Origin of the sequence: Halanaerobium saccharolyticum subsp. saccharolyticum DSM 6643 (assembly GCF_000350165.1) — a bacterium.
Lineage (GTDB): Bacteria > Bacillota > Halanaerobiia > Halanaerobiales > Halanaerobiaceae > Halanaerobium > Halanaerobium saccharolyticum.
In genome coordinates this window covers 594019-611999 of the sequence record NZ_CAUI01000005.1, presented here as the reverse complement: position 1 = coordinate 611999, position 17981 = coordinate 594019, and the positions used below count along the sequence as shown (strand labels likewise).

The 17981-nt window shown below is 33.9% G+C and carries 18 protein-coding genes; 1 reads left to right on the top strand and 17 read right to left on the bottom strand.

Going from position 1 to position 17981, the window contains the following annotated elements:
- Window positions 1–53 precede the first annotated feature (53 nt).
- The 12 genes from radC to HSACCH_RS03240 all read right to left on the bottom strand — a co-directional run bounded on the left by radC (window position 54) and on the right by HSACCH_RS03240 (window position 9514).
- Complete coding sequence (gene radC / locus HSACCH_RS03295) at window positions 54–749, bottom strand: RadC family protein (protein ID WP_005487823.1); 696 nt, start codon at window positions 747–749, stop codon at window positions 54–56.
- A gap of 19 nt (window positions 750–768) precedes the next feature.
- A complete protein-coding gene (locus HSACCH_RS03290; RefSeq protein WP_005487821.1) occupies window positions 769–1374 on the bottom strand; it encodes a Maf family protein in 606 nt (201 codons plus the stop codon).
- Window positions 1367–1894: a Gx transporter family protein gene (locus HSACCH_RS03285; RefSeq protein ID WP_005487819.1), complete on the bottom strand. Its 528-nt coding sequence runs from the start codon at window positions 1892–1894 to the stop codon at window positions 1367–1369. The genes HSACCH_RS03290 and HSACCH_RS03285 overlap by 8 nt, the downstream gene beginning before the upstream one ends.
- A gap of 1 nt (window position 1895) precedes the next feature.
- Window positions 1896–2306 carry a NusG domain II-containing protein gene (locus HSACCH_RS03280; protein ID WP_005487818.1) on the bottom strand — a complete coding sequence of 137 codons (411 nt, stop codon included), beginning with the start codon at window positions 2304–2306 and terminating at the stop codon, window positions 1896–1898.
- A gap of 134 nt (window positions 2307–2440) precedes the next feature.
- Window positions 2441–3433: an RnfABCDGE type electron transport complex subunit B gene (locus HSACCH_RS03275; RefSeq protein ID WP_005487816.1), complete on the bottom strand. Its 993-nt coding sequence runs from the start codon at window positions 3431–3433 to the stop codon at window positions 2441–2443.
- Between the two features lie 20 nt (window positions 3434–3453).
- Entirely contained in the window at window positions 3454–4044 is a 591-nt protein-coding gene (gene rsxA, locus HSACCH_RS03270) for an electron transport complex subunit RsxA (RefSeq protein WP_005487814.1), read from the bottom strand.
- The gene (rsxE, locus tag HSACCH_RS03265) at window positions 4044–4652 is read right to left on the bottom strand and encodes an electron transport complex subunit RsxE (protein ID WP_005487813.1); all 609 of its coding nucleotides are present in this window, start codon (window positions 4650–4652) and stop codon (window positions 4044–4046) included. Before rsxE ends, rsxA begins: the two co-directional genes overlap by 1 nt.
- The gene (locus HSACCH_RS03260) at window positions 4652–5212 is read right to left on the bottom strand and encodes an RnfABCDGE type electron transport complex subunit G (protein ID WP_005487812.1); all 561 of its coding nucleotides are present in this window, start codon (window positions 5210–5212) and stop codon (window positions 4652–4654) included. The genes rsxE and HSACCH_RS03260 overlap by 1 nt, the downstream gene beginning before the upstream one ends.
- Window positions 5213–6121, bottom strand: coding sequence for an RnfABCDGE type electron transport complex subunit D (locus HSACCH_RS03255; protein ID WP_005487811.1), 909 nt, complete (start codon window positions 6119–6121; stop codon window positions 5213–5215).
- Window positions 6122–6136: 15 nt separating this feature from the next.
- On the bottom strand, window positions 6137–7462 hold the full coding sequence (rsxC, locus tag HSACCH_RS03250; RefSeq protein WP_005487809.1) for an electron transport complex subunit RsxC: 1326 nt from the start codon (window positions 7460–7462) through the stop codon (window positions 6137–6139).
- 140 nt (window positions 7463–7602) lie between these two features.
- Entirely contained in the window at window positions 7603–8190 is a 588-nt protein-coding gene (locus tag HSACCH_RS03245; protein ID WP_005487807.1) for an SPOR domain-containing protein, read from the bottom strand.
- Window positions 8183–9514, bottom strand: coding sequence for a bifunctional folylpolyglutamate synthase/dihydrofolate synthase (locus tag HSACCH_RS03240; RefSeq protein WP_005487805.1), 1332 nt, complete (start codon window positions 9512–9514; stop codon window positions 8183–8185). The genes HSACCH_RS03245 and HSACCH_RS03240 overlap by 8 nt, the downstream gene beginning before the upstream one ends.
- A gap of 130 nt (window positions 9515–9644) precedes the next feature.
- Between HSACCH_RS03240 and HSACCH_RS03235 the strand changes: the two genes are divergently transcribed.
- Window positions 9645–10076, top strand: a complete 432-nt coding sequence (locus tag HSACCH_RS03235) for a divergent PAP2 family protein (protein ID WP_005487803.1) — start codon at window positions 9645–9647, stop codon at window positions 10074–10076.
- 232 nt (window positions 10077–10308) lie between these two features.
- Here HSACCH_RS03235 and tkt read toward each other — a convergent pair whose 3' ends face one another.
- The 5 genes from tkt to fabF all read right to left on the bottom strand — a co-directional run bounded on the left by tkt (window position 10309) and on the right by fabF (window position 17924).
- Window positions 10309–12276, bottom strand: a complete 1968-nt coding sequence (gene tkt / locus HSACCH_RS03230; RefSeq protein ID WP_005487802.1) for a transketolase — start codon at window positions 12274–12276, stop codon at window positions 10309–10311.
- Window positions 12277–12363: 87 nt separating this feature from the next.
- Window positions 12364–13263 carry a DMT family transporter gene (locus tag HSACCH_RS03225; protein ID WP_005487801.1) on the bottom strand — a complete coding sequence of 300 codons (900 nt, stop codon included), beginning with the start codon at window positions 13261–13263 and terminating at the stop codon, window positions 12364–12366.
- 18 nt (window positions 13264–13281) lie between these two features.
- Window positions 13282–15615, bottom strand: a complete 2334-nt coding sequence (locus tag HSACCH_RS03220) for a glycoside hydrolase family 65 protein (RefSeq protein ID WP_005487800.1) — start codon at window positions 15613–15615, stop codon at window positions 13282–13284.
- 19 nt (window positions 15616–15634) lie between these two features.
- A complete protein-coding gene (locus HSACCH_RS03215; protein ID WP_005487799.1) occupies window positions 15635–16447 on the bottom strand; it encodes an Asp23/Gls24 family envelope stress response protein in 813 nt (270 codons plus the stop codon).
- Between the two features lie 235 nt (window positions 16448–16682).
- Window positions 16683–17924: a beta-ketoacyl-ACP synthase II gene (fabF, locus tag HSACCH_RS03210; RefSeq protein ID WP_005487798.1), complete on the bottom strand. Its 1242-nt coding sequence runs from the start codon at window positions 17922–17924 to the stop codon at window positions 16683–16685.
- Between the last annotated feature and the right edge of the window lie 57 nt (window positions 17925–17981).

Sequence of the window (17981 nt, the reverse complement as noted above, 5' to 3'; positions counted from 1 at the left end):
CCCCTTTCAAATTATATAAAAATTAAATTAAAATCTAAAAAATTATAGCAAATTTAAAATAAACCCTTTTCTTTAAAGCTTAAATACTTATCACCAGCAATTATAATATGGTCCATTACTTCTATCCCAATTATTTTTCCTGTTTTAACAAGTTTTTTAGTTATACTGATATCATCAGCACTGGGAGTAGGATCACCACTTGGATGATTATGAACTAAAATCAGAGCTGCACTGCTGCGTCTGATTGCTTCTTTAAAGACTTCTCTTGGATGAACAATTGAACTTGAAAGTCCTCCTCGAGAAATCTCCGGAACAGCAATCACCTTATTTTTTACATCTAGAAGTATTACCCGCAAAACTTCCTGCTTTAAAAACCGCATCTCACCTGCCAGTAATTCTGCTGCCTGAATTGGATTGCTTACCAGATCTTTTTTTTGATTTTTTAAAGCAGCAATTCGACGACTCAATTCTATAACAGCATTAATTTGAGCAGCTTTGGCAGTTCCAATTCCGTTAATTACCTGCAGTTCTTCACAACTTAAATCCTGAAGCCCTTCTAGTCCTCCATAAAAATTAAGCAAATCCTGTGCCAGCTCAACGGCAGTTCTCTCTCTGTTTCCAGTTCTAATTACTAGAGCCAAAAGTTCTGCTGTTGATAAAAATGCACTGCCTTTTTTTAAAAGCTTTTCTCTTGGCCTCTCCTCAGCTGGTAATTCTTTGATGGTAAAATTGGTCTGTAGACCATCCATCAAAATTAGCTCCTTTCTCTTATAGGATTCCATAATTAAATTTGTCTAATAACTTAGCAAGTTGATGAATCGGTAAACCCATAACTGAATGATATGAGCCTTTAATCTCTTCTACAAAAAGACCTCCATAACCCTGAATAGCATAAGAACCAGCTTTACCCATCGGCTCTCCAGTCTCAATATAATTATCAATTTCTTTTTCAGTCATATTTGTCATTTTAACATCAGTTATATTATGTTCAACAAAAATCTTTTCTTTGCTAGAATTCAAAACTGCTAAACCAGTGATTACCTGATGCTGATTAGAATTTAAAGATTTTAACATATTCTTAGCATCAGCTTCATCTGCTGGCTTACCAAGAATTTGGCCCTTAAAAACTACTACTGTATCCGCAGCAATGACAATTGCCTCTTCTACCAGCTCAGAAACTGATTTAGCTTTCTCTAAGGCAAGTGTTTTTACAAGTTCAATTGGATCACTATTAGAAAAATTTTCTTCATTAATTTTGGCTGGTACTATTGTGAATTTTAAATTTAATTTCTTTAAAATTTCTTCTCTACGAGGAGAAGCAGAAGCTAAAACCAATTTTAAATTACTTGTAACATTATTTGCTTTTTTAATCATTAAAATTACCTCCAGTAATTGAAAATGGTAAATGCATAAGAGTAAAATAGCTAACCAAACCAACGCCAAATCCAGTTGGAATCGCCAGTAAAATTAAAAATGGTAGATAATAAAATATACCTGGATTAGCTATAATAAAATAAGCTGCTGTTATTTGAGCTGTATTATGAACCACAGCTCCGATTATACTAATTCCGATTAGTGATAAATAATCTTTAAAATAATAATAAGCAAGATACATTAAGATAAAACTTAAAATTCCACCACTAAAACTTAAATAAAAATTGATTGTCATAAAAGTTCCTGCTAAAAGTGAGCCAAGTACTACCCTAAAAATCACTATTTGAAAAGCTGCAGGGAAAGCAAATAAAGAAATTGCAATCAAAGATACAATGTTTGCCAGGCCTAATTTAGCCCCAGGTACAACAGCAGATAAAGGAAAAAAACTTTCTACTAAATGTAGGACAAGTCCTAAGGATATCAATAATGAAATTACTACAATTTTCCGAGTCTTTTTCATTTTACCAGCTCATCCCATCTATGTCTGAATTTGTGCTTTCCAGCCAGAGACTTAAAGAATTGGGCACACAGACAATAATTGGCCCTTCTCGATCAATCCAACCCGTTTTTTCGCAAATTTTAAGTGGATCAGCTGCAGGTGCTTCCATTACCCTTACTCTTCCCTGATTAACTTCAATAATATGGGTTCCAATTGGCCCTTCTACTTCAAAAATAATTGCTTCTTGATAACTATCAGCTACAGCAACTGTTTTAATTAATTCATCACCCTGCTGAACTTTTAATATTAATTCTCCTGATTCTGAAGGTGAGCCAAAATAATAAAAAGGAATTACCAGCAGTACCAAAGCTAGAACAATTACAAATATAATTAAAATTTTATCATAAAATGTTAAAATATCTGTTATTTTCAATTAAATTCACCACATTTTTCTTTTTTACTACCATTACTATATATTTTAACATCTTTAGCTGCTGATGTCCACAATTTAAAGCTTAAGAAAAAACCCGTCCTTATAAAAGAACGGGTTTGAAAAAACTTTTGATTTTAGTCTTCATCTTTATAGAAAATGTCAACTGCATTTACATTACACGCTTCAAAACAGAGACCGCACTGTATACATTTTTCCTGATCAATTTCATGCAGTTTTTTAACTTCTCCTTCTATTGCATCAACCGGACAAGCTTTTGCACAAAGAGTACAGCCCACACAATTATCATTGATTTCTACTTTTTCAATAACTTTTGCTTCAAATTCTATTGTTCCAGTCGGACATACTTCTGCACATTTACCACAATTAACACATTTTTCATAATCAATAATAGCTAAATTATCTTTGATTTCGATCGCATCTACTGGACAGGTTTTTGCACAAAGACCACAAGCTATACAGCCAACCTCACACGATTTTCGAACAATTTTACCAGTATTGTGAGATGAACATCTAATATGTGTCTCTGCTGACAAAGGTGCCAGTAAAAGAATATTTCGTGGACATTCTTCTATACATTTACCACAGCCTGTACATTTTTCGGGATTAATTTGAGGTAATCCATTTTCACTCATTTCTATAGCATCAAAAGGACAAATTGCCTCACAATCACCAAAACCAAGACAGCTGTACTGACACTCCTTTTCTCCACCATTAACAGAATGTGCTGCTTTACAAGTTTGAATACCCTTGTATTTACCGGATTTAGTAGTTTCTTTAATTCCACCACCACATAATAACTCGGCAACAACTTTATCTGCACTATCTGAATCAGCACCCATAATATCAGCAATATCAGATGCTACTTTGTCTCCACCTACAGGACAACCACCAACAGGTGCTTCTCCTCTAACAACTGCTTCTGCAAAAGCACTACAACCTGCATAACCACAGGCACCACAATTGGCTCCTGGTAGAGCATCATCCACCTTACCAACTCTTGGATCCTGTTCTACTTTAAAGTGTTCTGAGGCAAAACCTAAAATTGCAGCTAATAATGCCGCAATCCCCCCCATACTAATCAAAGAATATAAATATGTTGGATTCATTTAATTTACTGCCACCTCCACTACATTGAGATGAGACCGGAAAAGCCCATAAAAGCCATTGCCATGATACCTGCAACAATCAGGGTAACTGGCACACCTTTTAGTACTTCCGGCACATCGCCAAATTCTAATTTTTCTCTCAGACCTGCTATTAAAACAATTGCTAAAGTAAAACCAACTCCCGCACCAAAACCAAAAACTACACTGGCAATAAAACTGTATCCATTAAGGGGAATTAATAAAGCTAAACCCATAATAGCACAGTTTGTTGTAATTAAGGGGAGGAAGATACCTAATGCTTTATATAAAACCGGACTTGTTTTTTTAATAAACATTTCTACAAACTGTACCAGAGATGCAATTACAATAATAAAAGATACATACTGCAAAAATGGTAAGTTTAGAGCCTCTAAAATAAAGGTGTTAATCAGCCAGGTTGCTGCTGCAGTAAGAGTCATAACAAAGGTCGTAGCAAGCCCCATACTGAAAGCTGTTTCAACTTGTTTAGAAACTCCTAAAAAAGGACAAATACCTAAAAATCTAATTAATACAAAGTTATTTATTAAAACAGTACTAATAAATAATAATAATATCTGATTGAATTCTTCCATTATTTACCCTCCCTGCTGATTTGATTCATGATACCAACCAGAATACCTAAAGTAATAAAAGCTCCAGCAGGCAGTACCATAATAACCATTGGACGATACCATTCGCCTAATAATTGAAATCCGAACATTGAACCCATACCAAATAATTCTCTAATCATACCGAGTAAAGTTAAAACCCAGGTAAATCCGATACCCATGCCAAGACCATCGGCAATTGCTCTGTGAGTAGGATTTTTAGAGGCAAATGCTTCTTGACGTCCTAGTATTAAACAGTTTACTACAATCAATGGAATAAAAATACTCAATGAAGCTGCAATACCAGGGAAAAATGCCTTTAAAAAATAATCTGTAAAAGTAACGAAAGTTGCAATAATTAATATGTAACTTGGAATCCTTACATTTGCTGGAATTAGCTTTTTAATAATTGAAATTACTATTTCGGACATAATTAAAACAAATGATGTTGCTAAACCCATTGCCAAACCATTTGAAGCTGTGTTTGTTACCGCAAGAGTTGGACACATACCAATTACCAAACGTATAATTGGGTTTTCTGCCCAGAGTCCATTTGTAAAATCTTTAATTAATTCTTTGAAATCTATAGACATTAATTTCCACCTCCATAAGCTGAAGTCACTATATCTAATCCTTCTTCAATTATTTCAGTCATACTATCTGAAGAAATCGTTGCTCCTGCAATAGCCTGAACTTCTGTTTCTTTTTTAGGAGGAGTTTTTACAACTTGATAATCTCCAAAATTTTTGTTTTCAAAATTAGATTTGAATTCTGGCTCGGTAATCCGAGCACCTAAACCAGGAGTTTCTTGATGGTTTAAAACGCTAATTTTATATATTTTATTATCTTTAAGATCAACACCAATCATAACCTCAATCATTCCATTATAGCCTCCACCACTGTTTTGAAAAGCTACACCGATTTGGTTTCCATTTGCGTCATATCCCTCATAGAAAATATTGCCATTTTTTTCTACTTCCTCTACTTCTTCTACATTTGGTAAAACTTCGTTAATTGCCTGTTTTTGTGCCTTAGCCTGATTAGCCTCAATATATGGTGTTGTCCACTCATAAACAAAGGTTAAAACTAAAGCAGAAATTATTCCAATTGTAGCTAGAGTAATAATTAAATTTCTTTTGCTGTTCTTTTCCATTTATTTCACCTCTCCCAAACTGCGAGGTCTTGTGTAACGATCGATTAGTGGCACAGCAGTGTTCATTAATAAAATACTGTACATTACACCTTCTGGATATCCACCCCAGAGTCTGATTACAACTACAAGCAGTCCAGCCCCAATTCCAAAAATCCAGCGTCCTAATTTTGTGGTAGGACTAGAAACCATGTCAGTAGCCATATATAGTGCACCGATCATAAGTCCACCACCAAAAAGATGGAAAATTGGATCTGCACCAAAGACAAAAGTCCCAATAAATACTGAGCCAAGCATAGCCATTGGGATTCTCCAGTTAACATAACCTTTATATAATAGATAAGCAAAACCTAATAAAAGTGCTAAAGCTGAAGTCTCTCCCAGTGAACCACCAATTTGACCTACGAAAAGATTCCAGGTATCAGTTGCAACACCATCCATTTTCATCTTACTTAATGGGGTAGCAGTAGAAACTCCATCTACAGTCCAGGTAGTCATTAAAACAGGATAAGCAGCTGTTAAAAAAGCTCTACCAACCAGAGCTGGATTAAATGGATTTTGACCAATACCTCCAAATACCTGTTTACCAAGTCCAATCGCTACTACTGAACCAAAAAATGCTGTCCAGAGCGGAATAGATGGTGGAAGTGTAAGTGCTAAAAGCAAACCTGTTACAACAGCACTTCCGTCTTCAATCGTAATTTTCTTGTTTCTAATTTTTTGAAATATATATTCTGTTAAAACCGCACCAACTACAGCTGTCAGAACTACAGATATTGCTCTTGCTTTAAAGAAATATACTGCAGCAAATACTGCTGGCAGCAGGGCAAGAACAACTGACCACATTATTTTTTTTACAGAATCCTGGGCTCTGACGTGTGGTGAGGATGTTACAATTAATTCGTTATTCATTATTGATTATCCTCCTTAATTCTCTTCTCTTTTTTTCGCCATTACCTGTGCCTTACCAAGACGCAGATGATGTACCAGAGGTATTTTAGCCGGACAAACATAAGAACATGAACCACATTCAATGCAGCTTAATACCTGCCATTCTTCTAATTTTTCTACCATTTCATTTTTTGCATAATCAACTAACTGTGTAGGCATTAAAAACATTGGACATGCATCAACACATTTTGCACAATTAATACAGGGAGACGGTTCAAACTCTTCGACCTCGTCTTCAACTAAAACTAAAATTCCGGAAGTACCTTTAACTGCTGGAATATTGAGCTGTTTTTGAGCAGCTCCCATCATTGGTCCACCTGTAATAACTTTAGCTGCATTTTCCTTAAGCCCACCAGCTTCTTCAATCAGATCACCAATAGTAGTACCAATCCGGTAAATCAAATTCTGAGGAGAATTAATTCCTCTACCTGTAATTGTAATCGACCTTTCATAAAAGGGTTTTCCATCTCTAATTGCATCTGCAACTGCTGCTGCTGTAGAAGTATTGTTAACAACAACTCCTACATCCAGTGGTAAACCTCCAGCAGGAACTTCTCTACTAATTAGAGCATCAATCAGCATTTTTTCTCCACCCTGTGGGTACTTAGTTTCTAAAGCCTGAACTTCAATATTAGTATCATTTTTTGAAGCATCTTTCATACTTTCTATAGCCTCAGGCTTATTTTCTTCAATACCAATGATACCTTTTGGAGCACCCGATGCTTTCATTAAGGCTTTTAAACCAAAAATAATACTTTCGGGTCTTTCAACCATTACCCGATGATCAACAGTTAAATATGGTTCACATTCTGCACCATTTAAAATTACATAATCTACATTTTTATCATCTGGAGTAGATACCTTAACATGAGTTGGAAACATAGCTCCACCCATCCCAACAATACCTGCTTCTCTAATAATATTTCTGATATCATCCGCATTAAGATTATCTAAATTATCATGTCTTTCTAAACCAGAATTAAGAGTATCTTCTGCTGCGGATTCAATTACTACAGCATCAACAATATTTCCACCTGGATCAGTTACTTTTTTGATTTCCTTTACAGTTCCAGAAACTGAAGCATGAATTGGAGCACAAACAAAACTATCACCATCAGCAATTTTTTGTCCAAGATCAACCTGATCACCTTTTTTAACAAGCGCCTTTAAAGGTGCACCAATATGTTGTTTTATTGGTATTATAACTTCTTCAGGTCTTTTAGCATTTTTTAAGGGTTTATCCTTTGTTAAGTCTTTATTATACGCAGGATGTATACCCTGTTTAAAAGTCAAAGCTTTCACTATAAAATTTCACCCCTTATATGTTATTTCTAAGAAAAATTTAAAATAAAATTTTGTTATAAATTTTCATTTTAGAATGCAAACCATAATTATTATATACTAATTGTTAAATAAGAACAACAGTAAAATAGAAAAAGATTTTATTCACGAACTACTATGAATCCATTATATCCTTTAGATTTCAATTCTTCAAGTACTGCTTCTGCCTGATTCCTAGTCGAATATCCAACAACCTGAACTTGATGAGGCGTTGTATCAGTAATAAAAAGATCATAGCCTAATGTTTCTACTTCATTTTTTACTGTTAAGGCATTATTATAATTTGAAAAAGCACCTATTTGAACAGCAAATCCAGCTTGAGATTCACCCCTTTCTGAAGAATTATTAGTTTCTGTTTCTACCTGGTCATTTTGAACTTGATTATTTTGATCACCATTTATTCTTGAATCATCGGTATTTTCAGTTGATGAAACATTATTTTCTTGACCACTGCTAGGAGCAGTTAAGTTATTTTTTTGATTATTTACTTCTTCCGGCTGACTTTTGTTTTCGGAAGCCAACTGCTGATTCACATTAGATGTATTCATCTGTTCTTCGGCAATTTCTGTATCATCTTCAACTAAGAAAGAAATCAACCAACTACCCATTAAATAGCCCACAAATAAAGCTGCTATTGACATAAAAATAACAACTATAATTAAAGAAAATCCATTTTCATTTTTATTCATAATTATTTTCCACCTCTAATTTTTTTGTCATTATTTCAATTCCAGCTTCAAAAGTTGTATTAAAAGAGCCAGCTGCAACTATTAAATCATCTTTATCAGCATTTTTTAGTGCCCTGCTGCTGGCTGCGGCTAAATTATTAAAAACTTCATATTGAAAATTTCTAGATTTAATTTTTCTTTCTAAGTCTTTGATTTTGATTGACCGAAATGAAGTATTTTCTGCCAAATAGAATTTTGGCTGCTGCTTTAATTTTAAAATTTCTCCTAAAATAGATTCTAAATCTTTATCCCTTAAAATGGAAAAAATTAAATGTAAGTTTTTGAATTCAGAACTGGAGTTAGTAATATTTTTAGCTAGTTCCTTAAAAGCTGCCTGGTTATGAGCAGCATCTAAAATAACAAGTGGTTTTTCAGATATTTTTTCCATTCTTCCAGGCCAATAAATATTTTTTAGAGCAGTTTTTATATCCTTGTTATTAACAGAAAAATCTTGATTTAATTCTTCTATCGCTCTTAAAGCTAAAGCTGTATTTTCAGCTTGATGTTCTCCTAAAAGTGAAAGCCTATAATTTTCGACTTCTTCTCCACTCCGTTTTAAACTAATAATATTTTCTTTTAAAGTACCACAGCTTTTTATAAACTCATATTCGTTTTTTAAATCAATGAATTTAGAGTTCTTTTCTAAAGTCTTATTTTTAATTACTTTCAAAGCTTCAGCTTGTTTTACTGCAGTAATCACTTTAGAATTTTCTTTAATTATTCCAGCTTTTTCTGCAGCAATTTGAGCAGCATTATCACCTAAAATTTTTCGGTGTTCTAAACTTATATTAGTAATAATCGAAAGAAGCGGCTTTTTAATGACATTGGTAGCATCAAGCCTACCACCAAGCCCGGTTTCTAAAATAACTATTTCGGGCTCATGCTGTTTAAAATATTTAAAGGCTGCTGCTGTTACAATTTCAAAAAAACTCGGCTCTAAATTATTTTCAGATTTTAATTTAGCTGCAGCATTTCTCACTTCATCCATAATTTCAGTTAATTCATAGGTTGAGCAGGCTCTACCATTAATTTTTATTCTCTCATTAAAATGAAAGTAATGAGGTGAACTGTAAAGTGCTGTTTTAAATCCAGCCTCTCTATAAATTCTCTCTAAAATTGCAGCAGTTGATCCTTTTCCGTTAGTACCCGCAAGGTGAATCACATTTAAATCCTGGTGTGGATTACCTAAATAATGAAGTAATCTTTTTATTCGATCTAAACCCGGGTTGTAGCCGGATTTGCTTCCAAAAAGTGATAAAGAATTTATATATTCAAAAAGATCCATTTTCTCCTCCAATTCTTATTTGCAATCTAGAGTATAAATAAGTTAAAATGTAATATAGCACTATTATTATTATACACAAAATAAAAGAAAAGAACAAAATTAATATACTGATTATTTTGGGGGAGATTATATGTCGTTACTGCAGATATCACTGTTTTCACTCTTTACTGCCCAGTTTTTAAAAATATTTTTTATTAGTCCAATTAATTTCTATACTTTTTTTACCTCAGGTGGAATGCCTAGTTCTCATTCTTCATTTGTTTCATCTCTAGCAATTACAGTTGGTTTAAAATATGGATTTGGCTCTGACCTCTTTGCTATTGTCACCGTATTTGCTCTAATTGTTACTTATGATGCTAGTGGTGTAAGAAGAGCTGTTGGACTACAGGCAAATGTTTTAAATAATATAATTAAACATCTTGAAGATAAAAGTTTTGCTAATGATAAACAGTTAATCAAAGAAGATTTAAAGGAATTAATCGGTCATACTCCTTTCGAAGTCTTTGCCGGTGTTTTACTGGGAGCATTGATTGCACTGATAAACTGGTATTTCATTTTATAATAGAAGCTATTGCTCTCCTCGAGGCAAGCCCATGAGGTTTGCTAGCAGACTAAAACTTCTATCATTAAAATAAATAGCTGGCTTTTAAAAAATCATGAAAACAGATAAAGATTCACATAAAAATCCGTCCCTTAATCACCTATAGTGATTTTAAGTGGACGGATTTTAGCATTTCTCAATATCCTTATATTTATTCTATTAGTAGTTATAATTTTTTAAACCTATAACTTTTTTAGTTATTTAAAGCTTTTTCAATCTCTGCAGTTACTTTTTCAGCTTTAAAGCCTAGTTCTTCTCCAACTTCCTGACCTTTTCCACTTAAACCAAAGCGGTCCAGACCAATTACTAAACCATCACTACCGACTAACTTATACCAGCCACCTGTTACTCCGGCTTCGATAGCTACTTTTAATTTTGCTTCAGGTAATGGATGTTCGGCAGCATATTTTTCTAACTTCTGTCTCTCTGGTACTGACATAACAGCTGCTTTGATCCCCTTATCTGCTAAAAGTTTAGCACTTGCTTCAGCTAAGTTAACCTCACTACCGCTGGCAAAGATAATTGTATCTGCATCTTGAGGGTCACTAACAAAATAGCCACCATTATTATAGTTATCAAGACCCTGATATTTTTCAATATGATTTAGATTCTGTCTGGTTAAAATTAAAGCTGTTGGCTGATCTTTTGTTTCTAATGCTTCAACCCAGGCAGCTTTTGCTTCTTCTTCATCTCCTGGTCTTAAAACTTTAAGTCCTGGAATAATTCTTAATGCTTCCACATGTTCTATTGGCTGATGAGTAGGTCCATCTTCTCCAACAAAAACAGAATCATGGGTAAAGACATAAATCACAGGCTGTTTCATTAAAGCAGCCAGTCTAATTGAAGGTCGCATATAATCAGAGAAAACAAGGAAAGTCGCTGCAAACGGGCGCAAACCAGCATGTAAGGCTAAACCATTGGTAATCGCTCCCATTGCATGTTCTCTAACTCCAAAACGGAAGTTTCTGCCGCTGTAGCTACCTTTTTGCACTTCTCCATATTCAGCATTATAAGTTTTAGTAGAAGGTGCCAGGTCAGCTGAGCCACCTACTAAATAAGGAATAATTTCAAATGCTTTAGATAAAGCTGCTCCTGCTGATTTTCTAGTTGCTATTGGAGCCTCTATTTCTAAATCCATTATTTCTTCTTTTAAATCTACAGGCAGTTTAAGTTCCATTGCCTGATCCCATTCTTTTTTGAGCTTAGGATTTTCTTTAGCCCACTCAGCAAATTCTTTTTCCCAGGCCAATCTTTGATCCTGCATCTTTGCAGCATGAGCACGGAAAAATTCCTTTACTTCATCTGAAATATAAAATTTCTTATCTACCGGTAAATCAAATTTTTCTTTTAAACCTTTAATTTCTTCTTCGCCTAATGGTGCCCCATGAGCATCGCTTGTATCCTGCTTTGTAGGTGCTCCTAAAGCAATATGGGTTTTAGCCATAATTACTGTCGGTCTATCTTTATCTGATTTGGCCTGATTAATTGCATCTCTTAGCTGCTCAATATCATGACCATCAATATTTTCTATTACCTGCCAGCCAAAAGCTTTAAAACGATCAGCTACAGATTCTGTAAAAGCTAAGGTTGTGTTTCCAGCAATTGAAATATCATTATCATCATAAATAGCAATTAACTTATCTAGTCCTAAATGTCCTGCAAGTGATGCGGCCTCAGAAGTAATACCCTCCATCATACAGCCATCACCCATAATTGTATAGGTATAATGATCAACAATATTATGCTTTTCAGTATTATATTTAGCAGCTAACATTTTTTCTGCTAAGGACATACCAACTGCATTTGCAAAACCCTGACCTAATGGTCCAGTTGTAGTTTCTACTCCATCAGTTTCTGCGTACTCTGGATGGCCTGGTGTCTTAGAATGAAGCTGTCTAAATTCTTTTAAATCATCCATTGAAATATCATAACCGTTAAGGTGCAAAAATGAATATAAAAATGCTGAACCATGTCCGGCTGAGAGTACAAAACGATCTCTATCAGGCCAGTCTGATTTTGAAGCATCAATATTCATTACCTCTCCAAATAATAATGCACCAATATCAGCACAGCCAATCGGCATCCCTGGATGTCCTGAATTTGCCTTTTCTACAATATCTGCAGATAAACCTCTTACTATCTTAGCAACTTCTTTTAACAAAACTTACCCCTCCTAAAATAAAATAAAAGCTTTCAATTAATATTTTATACTTTATGGCTGCAAATGTCCAGACCTATGATAAATAAATTAGCTTTGAGCCTGCTTTAATTTATTCTTTTTTTTATTTTGATGATTATTATAAACGGATGCTAAATAAATTCCTCCCAAAATAAAACCACCACCAAACATTGTTGTGATTCGGACCTGCTCATTCAATAAAAGCCAGGCCAGAAAGGTTGTTAAGATTGGCTCTCCAAGTATAGATAATGAAACAATTGAGGTTGGAAGATAACGAACTGCCAGATTAAGTATCGAGTGGCCAACTAAAGTTGGGCCTAAAGCTAGAGCTAAAAATATTAAATAGTTATTTGTTCCATAACCGGTAAATGGTATATCAAAAAGATAAACCCCAACCCCTAAAAATAAGGCAGCATAACTGTATAAAATATATAGATAAGGAAAATAATTGAGTTTTTTTCGAACCCCCCTACCTATAAAAAGATATGATGAAGCAAATAAAGCTGCTGAAAGAGCTAGGAAATTACCAAATAATTTATCCCCCAGCTGATAAAAATCGCCAATGCTGATAATAGAACTCCCAATAACTGCCATAACAATACCAATAATTGCTCCTTCTTTTAAATCTTCTCTGGCAAAAAAGTATTCTAAAATTATTGTGAATAAGGGCTGCAGTGCCACAAAAATAACAGAGTTAGATATATCTGTATATTGAATTGAACTAATCCACAAAATAAAATGTACTGCCAAGAGAAAACCGACCAACATTGGTCGGTAATCTAAAAAATAACGAGCATCACTTCTGTGTTTAATAACAAAGTATGGTGTTAAAATTAAAACAGTTAAAAACATCCTATAAAAAGCAGTTATCAACGGTGGAGCAGAAGCTACTTTGATTAAAATACCTGAGGTGGATAAAAAGAAAATGCCCACAGCAAGCAATATATATATTTTTTTCTTATAATCCATTTTTTACACCTGCTTTTTTTATATTTCTAATTCCTGACTTAAATTACTTTCTTTTAAAACAACTACCTGATCATAATGTTTAAATTCTACTTTATCGCCTGAGAGTAACATATACTTAACCGTGTTTTCTTTAACAGTTATTTCTATCTGACTACCTTTAAATCGGAGTCTGAATTGATAATTGTTCCAGCCATCAGGTAGATGTGGATGAAAATATAATTTACCATTAAACATTCTCATGCCAGCAAAACCTTGAACAAGTGAAAGCCAGGTTCCGCCCATACAGGCAGTGTGTACTCCCTGATATGCATTTTCGTTATAATCATCTAGATCAAGACGGGCAGTCTGCATAAAATAATTATATGCCTGGTTTTTATAGCCTATTTCTGAGGCAATGATGCTATAAATTGCTGGTGATAAAGAAGAATCATGAGTAGTCTTTGGTTCATAATAATCATAATTTCTGATCTTTAGCTCATTACTAAATTTATTTCCCAGCTGCAGCATCAAAAGAATAACATCGGCCTGTTTAATAACCTGATAGCGCCAAACTATAAGTGGATGCCAGTTCTTAACTAGTGGTAATTCTTCTTCTGGAATATTATCAACTTCTATTGGATTTTTATAAAGAAATGAATCATCTTGAGGAGTAATTTCCAATTCTTCATTGTAGGGAAGATAAATATCTTCTTTTACTTCCTTCATATTTTCAATTTCTTTTTGATTAAGATCTATTCTTTCTGCCAATCTTTTATATTTTTCTGGAGATTTATTTTTAATTATTTCTGCCATTTTCACAGCAGTATCAAGGTTAAACTTAGCCATATAATTTGTATAGGCATTGTTATTAACCCCGGGCTTATATTCATCTGGCCCACAAACAACATTGAAGCAGAATTTATTATTTTTCATTGGAATATAGCTGCCGAGACTGATCCACATTCTTGCTGTTTCAATTAAAATTTCAAGCCCGTAATTTTCCATAAATTCTTGGTCACGACTTACCTGATAATATAGATTGAGGGCATAGGCAATATCAGCATTAATATGGTACTGAACTGTTGAACCCATAAAAAACCCAGATGCTTCTTCTCCATTAATTGTTCTCCAGGGAAACAATGCACCATCAAGTTTCATCCTTTCAGCATTTTTCCGCGCTTTAGCAAGAGTATTATATCTAAACAAGAGTAAATTTCTTGCTACTTCTGGACGCTGAAACGCATAAAAAGGAAGTACATAACTTTCTGTATCCCAGAAATAATGACCCTCATAATATTCTCCACTAATTCCTTTTGCAGCAACACTTGTCTGACCATCTTTGCCAGCTGCCTGTAAAATATGAAAAGCATTAAATCTAAAAGCCTGCTGTAAAGCATCATCACCATCAATTTTCACATCTACATCCTGCCAGTAACCCGACATAAACTCTGTCTGTTCCTCAACTAGGTTTTCGAAACCAGTAATAGATGCTCTAGCCGCTGAAGCTCTGGCATCACTAAGTGGATTTTCTCCTTCTTCCTGACTGTGATTAATCCCTACAATTTTATCAATTGTATATTCTTCACCCTGATTAGCACTAATTTCAAAAACCCAATCCACTCTATTATCTGAAGATCTTTTTTTTACTTCGAAGTTTTCTTTAGAATGTTCATCCATTAAATGCTCTGCTACATAGGCCACTTTAAATTTTGTGCTCTTTACTTTATGTAAAAGATGACCGGTATTTGTATCAACTTCACTTTCTATAACTTCTAATGCCTTTTTATCTCTTAAATGATGATGGTTGCTGACATCTCCATTAATTGCAGAATTAAGGCTGATTTTACCTGAGAAATTAATTGGCTTAAACTGATATCTAATTGCTCCTATATGCTCCCTGCTCAAGGAAATTAAACGGGTTATTTTAATTTCAATTTTTCTTCCCTGCCGATCTTCCCAACGTATTCTGCGGCTTAAAAGCCCCTGTTTTAGATCAAGTTCTCTTTTGTAATCTAAAATCTTACCTTTGAGTAAATTTAACTTTTCTTCATTTATATATAAGTTTATTTCACTCCAATCAGCTAAATTGATCATTGTTTGCCCTTTTTTAGGTAAGTTAGGTGCTTCCTCTCCATAAATAATTTTTTCAGAGGCATAAACTCCATTGATATAAAAACCTGGAGTAGTACTTTCTTCACTTCCTGGATAATCTTCTTCTAAAGTTCCCCTCAGACCCATGTAACCATTACCAAGAGCAAATATAGCTTCATTGTGATGGTTATTTTCTAATAAAAATTCTTCTTCAGTTATTTTCCAGGCTTGATAGGGATAAATAGCTTCCTTATCCATTTTTCGAGCATGATAATTTCGCAATGTTTTACCTCCTAAATTTTTATTTTTCAACTTTTAAAGAATAAACTTCAACATTAATTTCTTTGACATTTATTCCTGTATTATTTTCTAAATGCTCTTTTAAAGCAGCTCTAAATTTATTGATAAAATCTTTAATAACTAAACCATAAGTAATTTCTAATGATAACTCAACATTTAATTGATTATTTATTTCATCTACTTTTATTTTTTTAAAAGAGCTTATATCTTTAAAATCTTTTATTAAATACTCAATTAAACTTACCAGTACTCTGTTGCTGATACTTAAATTCCCATAAAAACTAAATCTAGGTCTGACAATACTTTTTTCATGTCTTACTGTTTTATTATCTTTTTTAAAAAACAATTCTAAAGAATGAAGTAAATAACCGGAAAAATCCTGCTCAACTTCAATAGTCGGAACTGGAATTACATGTTTTCCTTCATTATTCCTGACTGAAAGTGCCTTTTCTATTTCTTCTTCTGAGGAAATATCTTCAATATCTATGTATTGATCAATTCCTCCCAATTCTAATCTATCATTTATTCTTTCTACCATTCCAAGTGAAGTTCCTAAAATTAATATTTTATCTTCATCAATTTTTTTAATGCAATTTTTTACCTCTTCTGTTTGTTTTTCATCATAAAAGAGGGCTCTTCTAATTGCTCCCATTTTGCTTTCTTCTCTTTTAGCAGAACTCCCTGCCATAATTTTACCTGCATAAATCAAAAGACCATCATCAACAATTAATGGGATCTGATGTTCATTTGCCAGCAAAACTGCGCGGTGACTTTTTCCGGTTCCACTGGGTCCAACAAGAGAATATACTTTCATAATTTAAAATTACCTTCTTTCCTCAAAATAAATTGCTGACCTAAGGTTGATTATATATTCTTTTAGTGATAATTTCAATATGTTTTTGTTTTGTAAAGGGTTTAAAAATGGAATCAAATAAAAAGACCTGCCCAATTTTGCTTGAGCAGATCTTTAGATAAGTTTATAACAGCAGATTTAATAATTTTAAATCAACTGTTATTTTATTTAATTTTAGTTATTAGTTATTGATTATTTAGTCTTGATATTTTTTTATTATAATACACGCGTTCTGACCACCAAAACCAAAAGAGTTACTTAAAGCAGCATTTAACTTTGCTTCTCCTGCTTTATTTGGCTGATAATCTAAGTCGCAGCCTTCTCCACCCTCTTCGAAATTCATTGTAGGTGGTACAACATCTTCTTTAACTGCCATTGCAGTGATAATTGCTTCAACTCCACCAGCAGCTCCTAATAAATGTCCTGTCATTGATTTTGAAGATGAGACCTTTAAGTTATAGGCATGATCTCCAAATAATTTTTTTATTGCTGTTGATTCGTACTGGTCATTTAAAGGTGTAGATGTACCATGTGCATTAATATAGTTAATATCTTCTGGTTTCATTCCGGCTCTTTCTACAGCAGCTTTCATTGCTCTAACTGCTCCTTCGCCTTCTGGAGCAGGAGAAGTAATATGGTAAGCATCACCTGATGCACCATAACCAACAAGCTCGGCTATAATATTAGCACCTCTTTTTTTGGCACTTTCTAATGTTTCTAAAATTACTATTCCAGCACCTTCTCCAATTACAAATCCATCTCTATCTTTATCAAAAGGACGGCTTGCTTTTTCAGGATCATCATTTCGCCCTGATAAAGCTTTCATATTACCAAATCCTGCTACAGCTGATGGTGTGATTGAAGCTTCTGTACCACCGGCAATCATAATATCTGCAGCACCTCTTTTAATAGTTTCAAATGCCTCACCAATTGCTGTTGTAGCAGAAGCACAGGCTGTAACTGGGTTTAGATTTGGACCCTTGGCTCCACTGTAGATTGCTACATTACCTGCTGCCATGTTTGAAATCATCATTGGAATAAAGAAAGGACTTACTCTTCTAGGTCCTCTTTTGTTAAGTTTTGTCACCTGCTCTTCAAAAACTTCTATGCCACCAATACCTGATCCAACCATAACCCCAGCTCTTTCAGCAATATCATCAGTGATTTCTAGCTCTGCATTTTCCAGAGCTTTCATAGCTGATACTATAGCATACTTACTGTAATTAGCTAAACGTTTTGCCTCCTTGCGGTCTATGTATTCTCCAGGATCAAAATCTTTTAATTCTGCTCCAATTTGACTTGGATAATCTGAAGCATCAAAATTTTCAATTTTAGAAATTCCTGATTTACCCGCCTTGATATTTTCCCAGAATTCATCTAATTCTAATCCTAATGAATGTACAACACCTGCACCTGTAATTACAACTCTTTTATTCATTAAATTAATCTCCTCCTAAATCGAAATAATCATACATTTAAATCTATCTTTTGTTTT

What these genes read in the sequence shown, in the direction of transcription:
- radC (WP_005487823.1), bottom strand. Translation starts at nt 749, where the DNA reads ATGGATGGTCTACAGACCAATTTTACCATCAAAGAATTACCAGCTGAG.
- HSACCH_RS03290 (WP_005487821.1), bottom strand. Translation starts at nt 1,374, where the DNA reads ATGATTAAAAAAGCAAATAATGTTACAAGTAATTTAAAATTGGTTTTA.
- HSACCH_RS03285 (WP_005487819.1), bottom strand. Translation starts at nt 1,894, where the DNA reads ATGAAAAAGACTCGGAAAATTGTAGTAATTTCATTATTGATATCCTTA.
- HSACCH_RS03275 (WP_005487816.1), bottom strand. Translation starts at nt 3,433, where the DNA reads ATGAATCCAACATATTTATATTCTTTGATTAGTATGGGGGGGATTGCG.
- rsxA (WP_005487814.1), bottom strand. Translation starts at nt 4,044, where the DNA reads ATGGAAGAATTCAATCAGATATTATTATTATTTATTAGTACTGTTTTA.
- rsxE (WP_005487813.1), bottom strand. Translation starts at nt 4,652, where the DNA reads ATGTCTATAGATTTCAAAGAATTAATTAAAGATTTTACAAATGGACTC.
- HSACCH_RS03260 (WP_005487812.1), bottom strand. Translation starts at nt 5,212, where the DNA reads ATGGAAAAGAACAGCAAAAGAAATTTAATTATTACTCTAGCTACAATT.
- HSACCH_RS03255 (WP_005487811.1), bottom strand. Translation starts at nt 6,121, where the DNA reads ATGAATAACGAATTAATTGTAACATCCTCACCACACGTCAGAGCCCAG.
- HSACCH_RS03245 (WP_005487807.1), bottom strand. Translation starts at nt 8,190, where the DNA reads ATGAATAAAAATGAAAATGGATTTTCTTTAATTATAGTTGTTATTTTT.
- HSACCH_RS03240 (WP_005487805.1), bottom strand. Translation starts at nt 9,514, where the DNA reads ATGGATCTTTTTGAATATATAAATTCTTTATCACTTTTTGGAAGCAAA.
- HSACCH_RS03235 (WP_005487803.1), top strand. Translation starts at nt 9,645, where the DNA reads ATGTCGTTACTGCAGATATCACTGTTTTCACTCTTTACTGCCCAGTTT.
- HSACCH_RS03225 (WP_005487801.1), bottom strand. Translation starts at nt 13,263, where the DNA reads ATGGATTATAAGAAAAAAATATATATATTGCTTGCTGTGGGCATTTTC.
- HSACCH_RS03215 (WP_005487799.1), bottom strand. Translation starts at nt 16,447, where the DNA reads ATGAAAGTATATTCTCTTGTTGGACCCAGTGGAACCGGAAAAAGTCAC.
- fabF (WP_005487798.1), bottom strand. Translation starts at nt 17,924, where the DNA reads ATGAATAAAAGAGTTGTAATTACAGGTGCAGGTGTTGTACATTCATTA.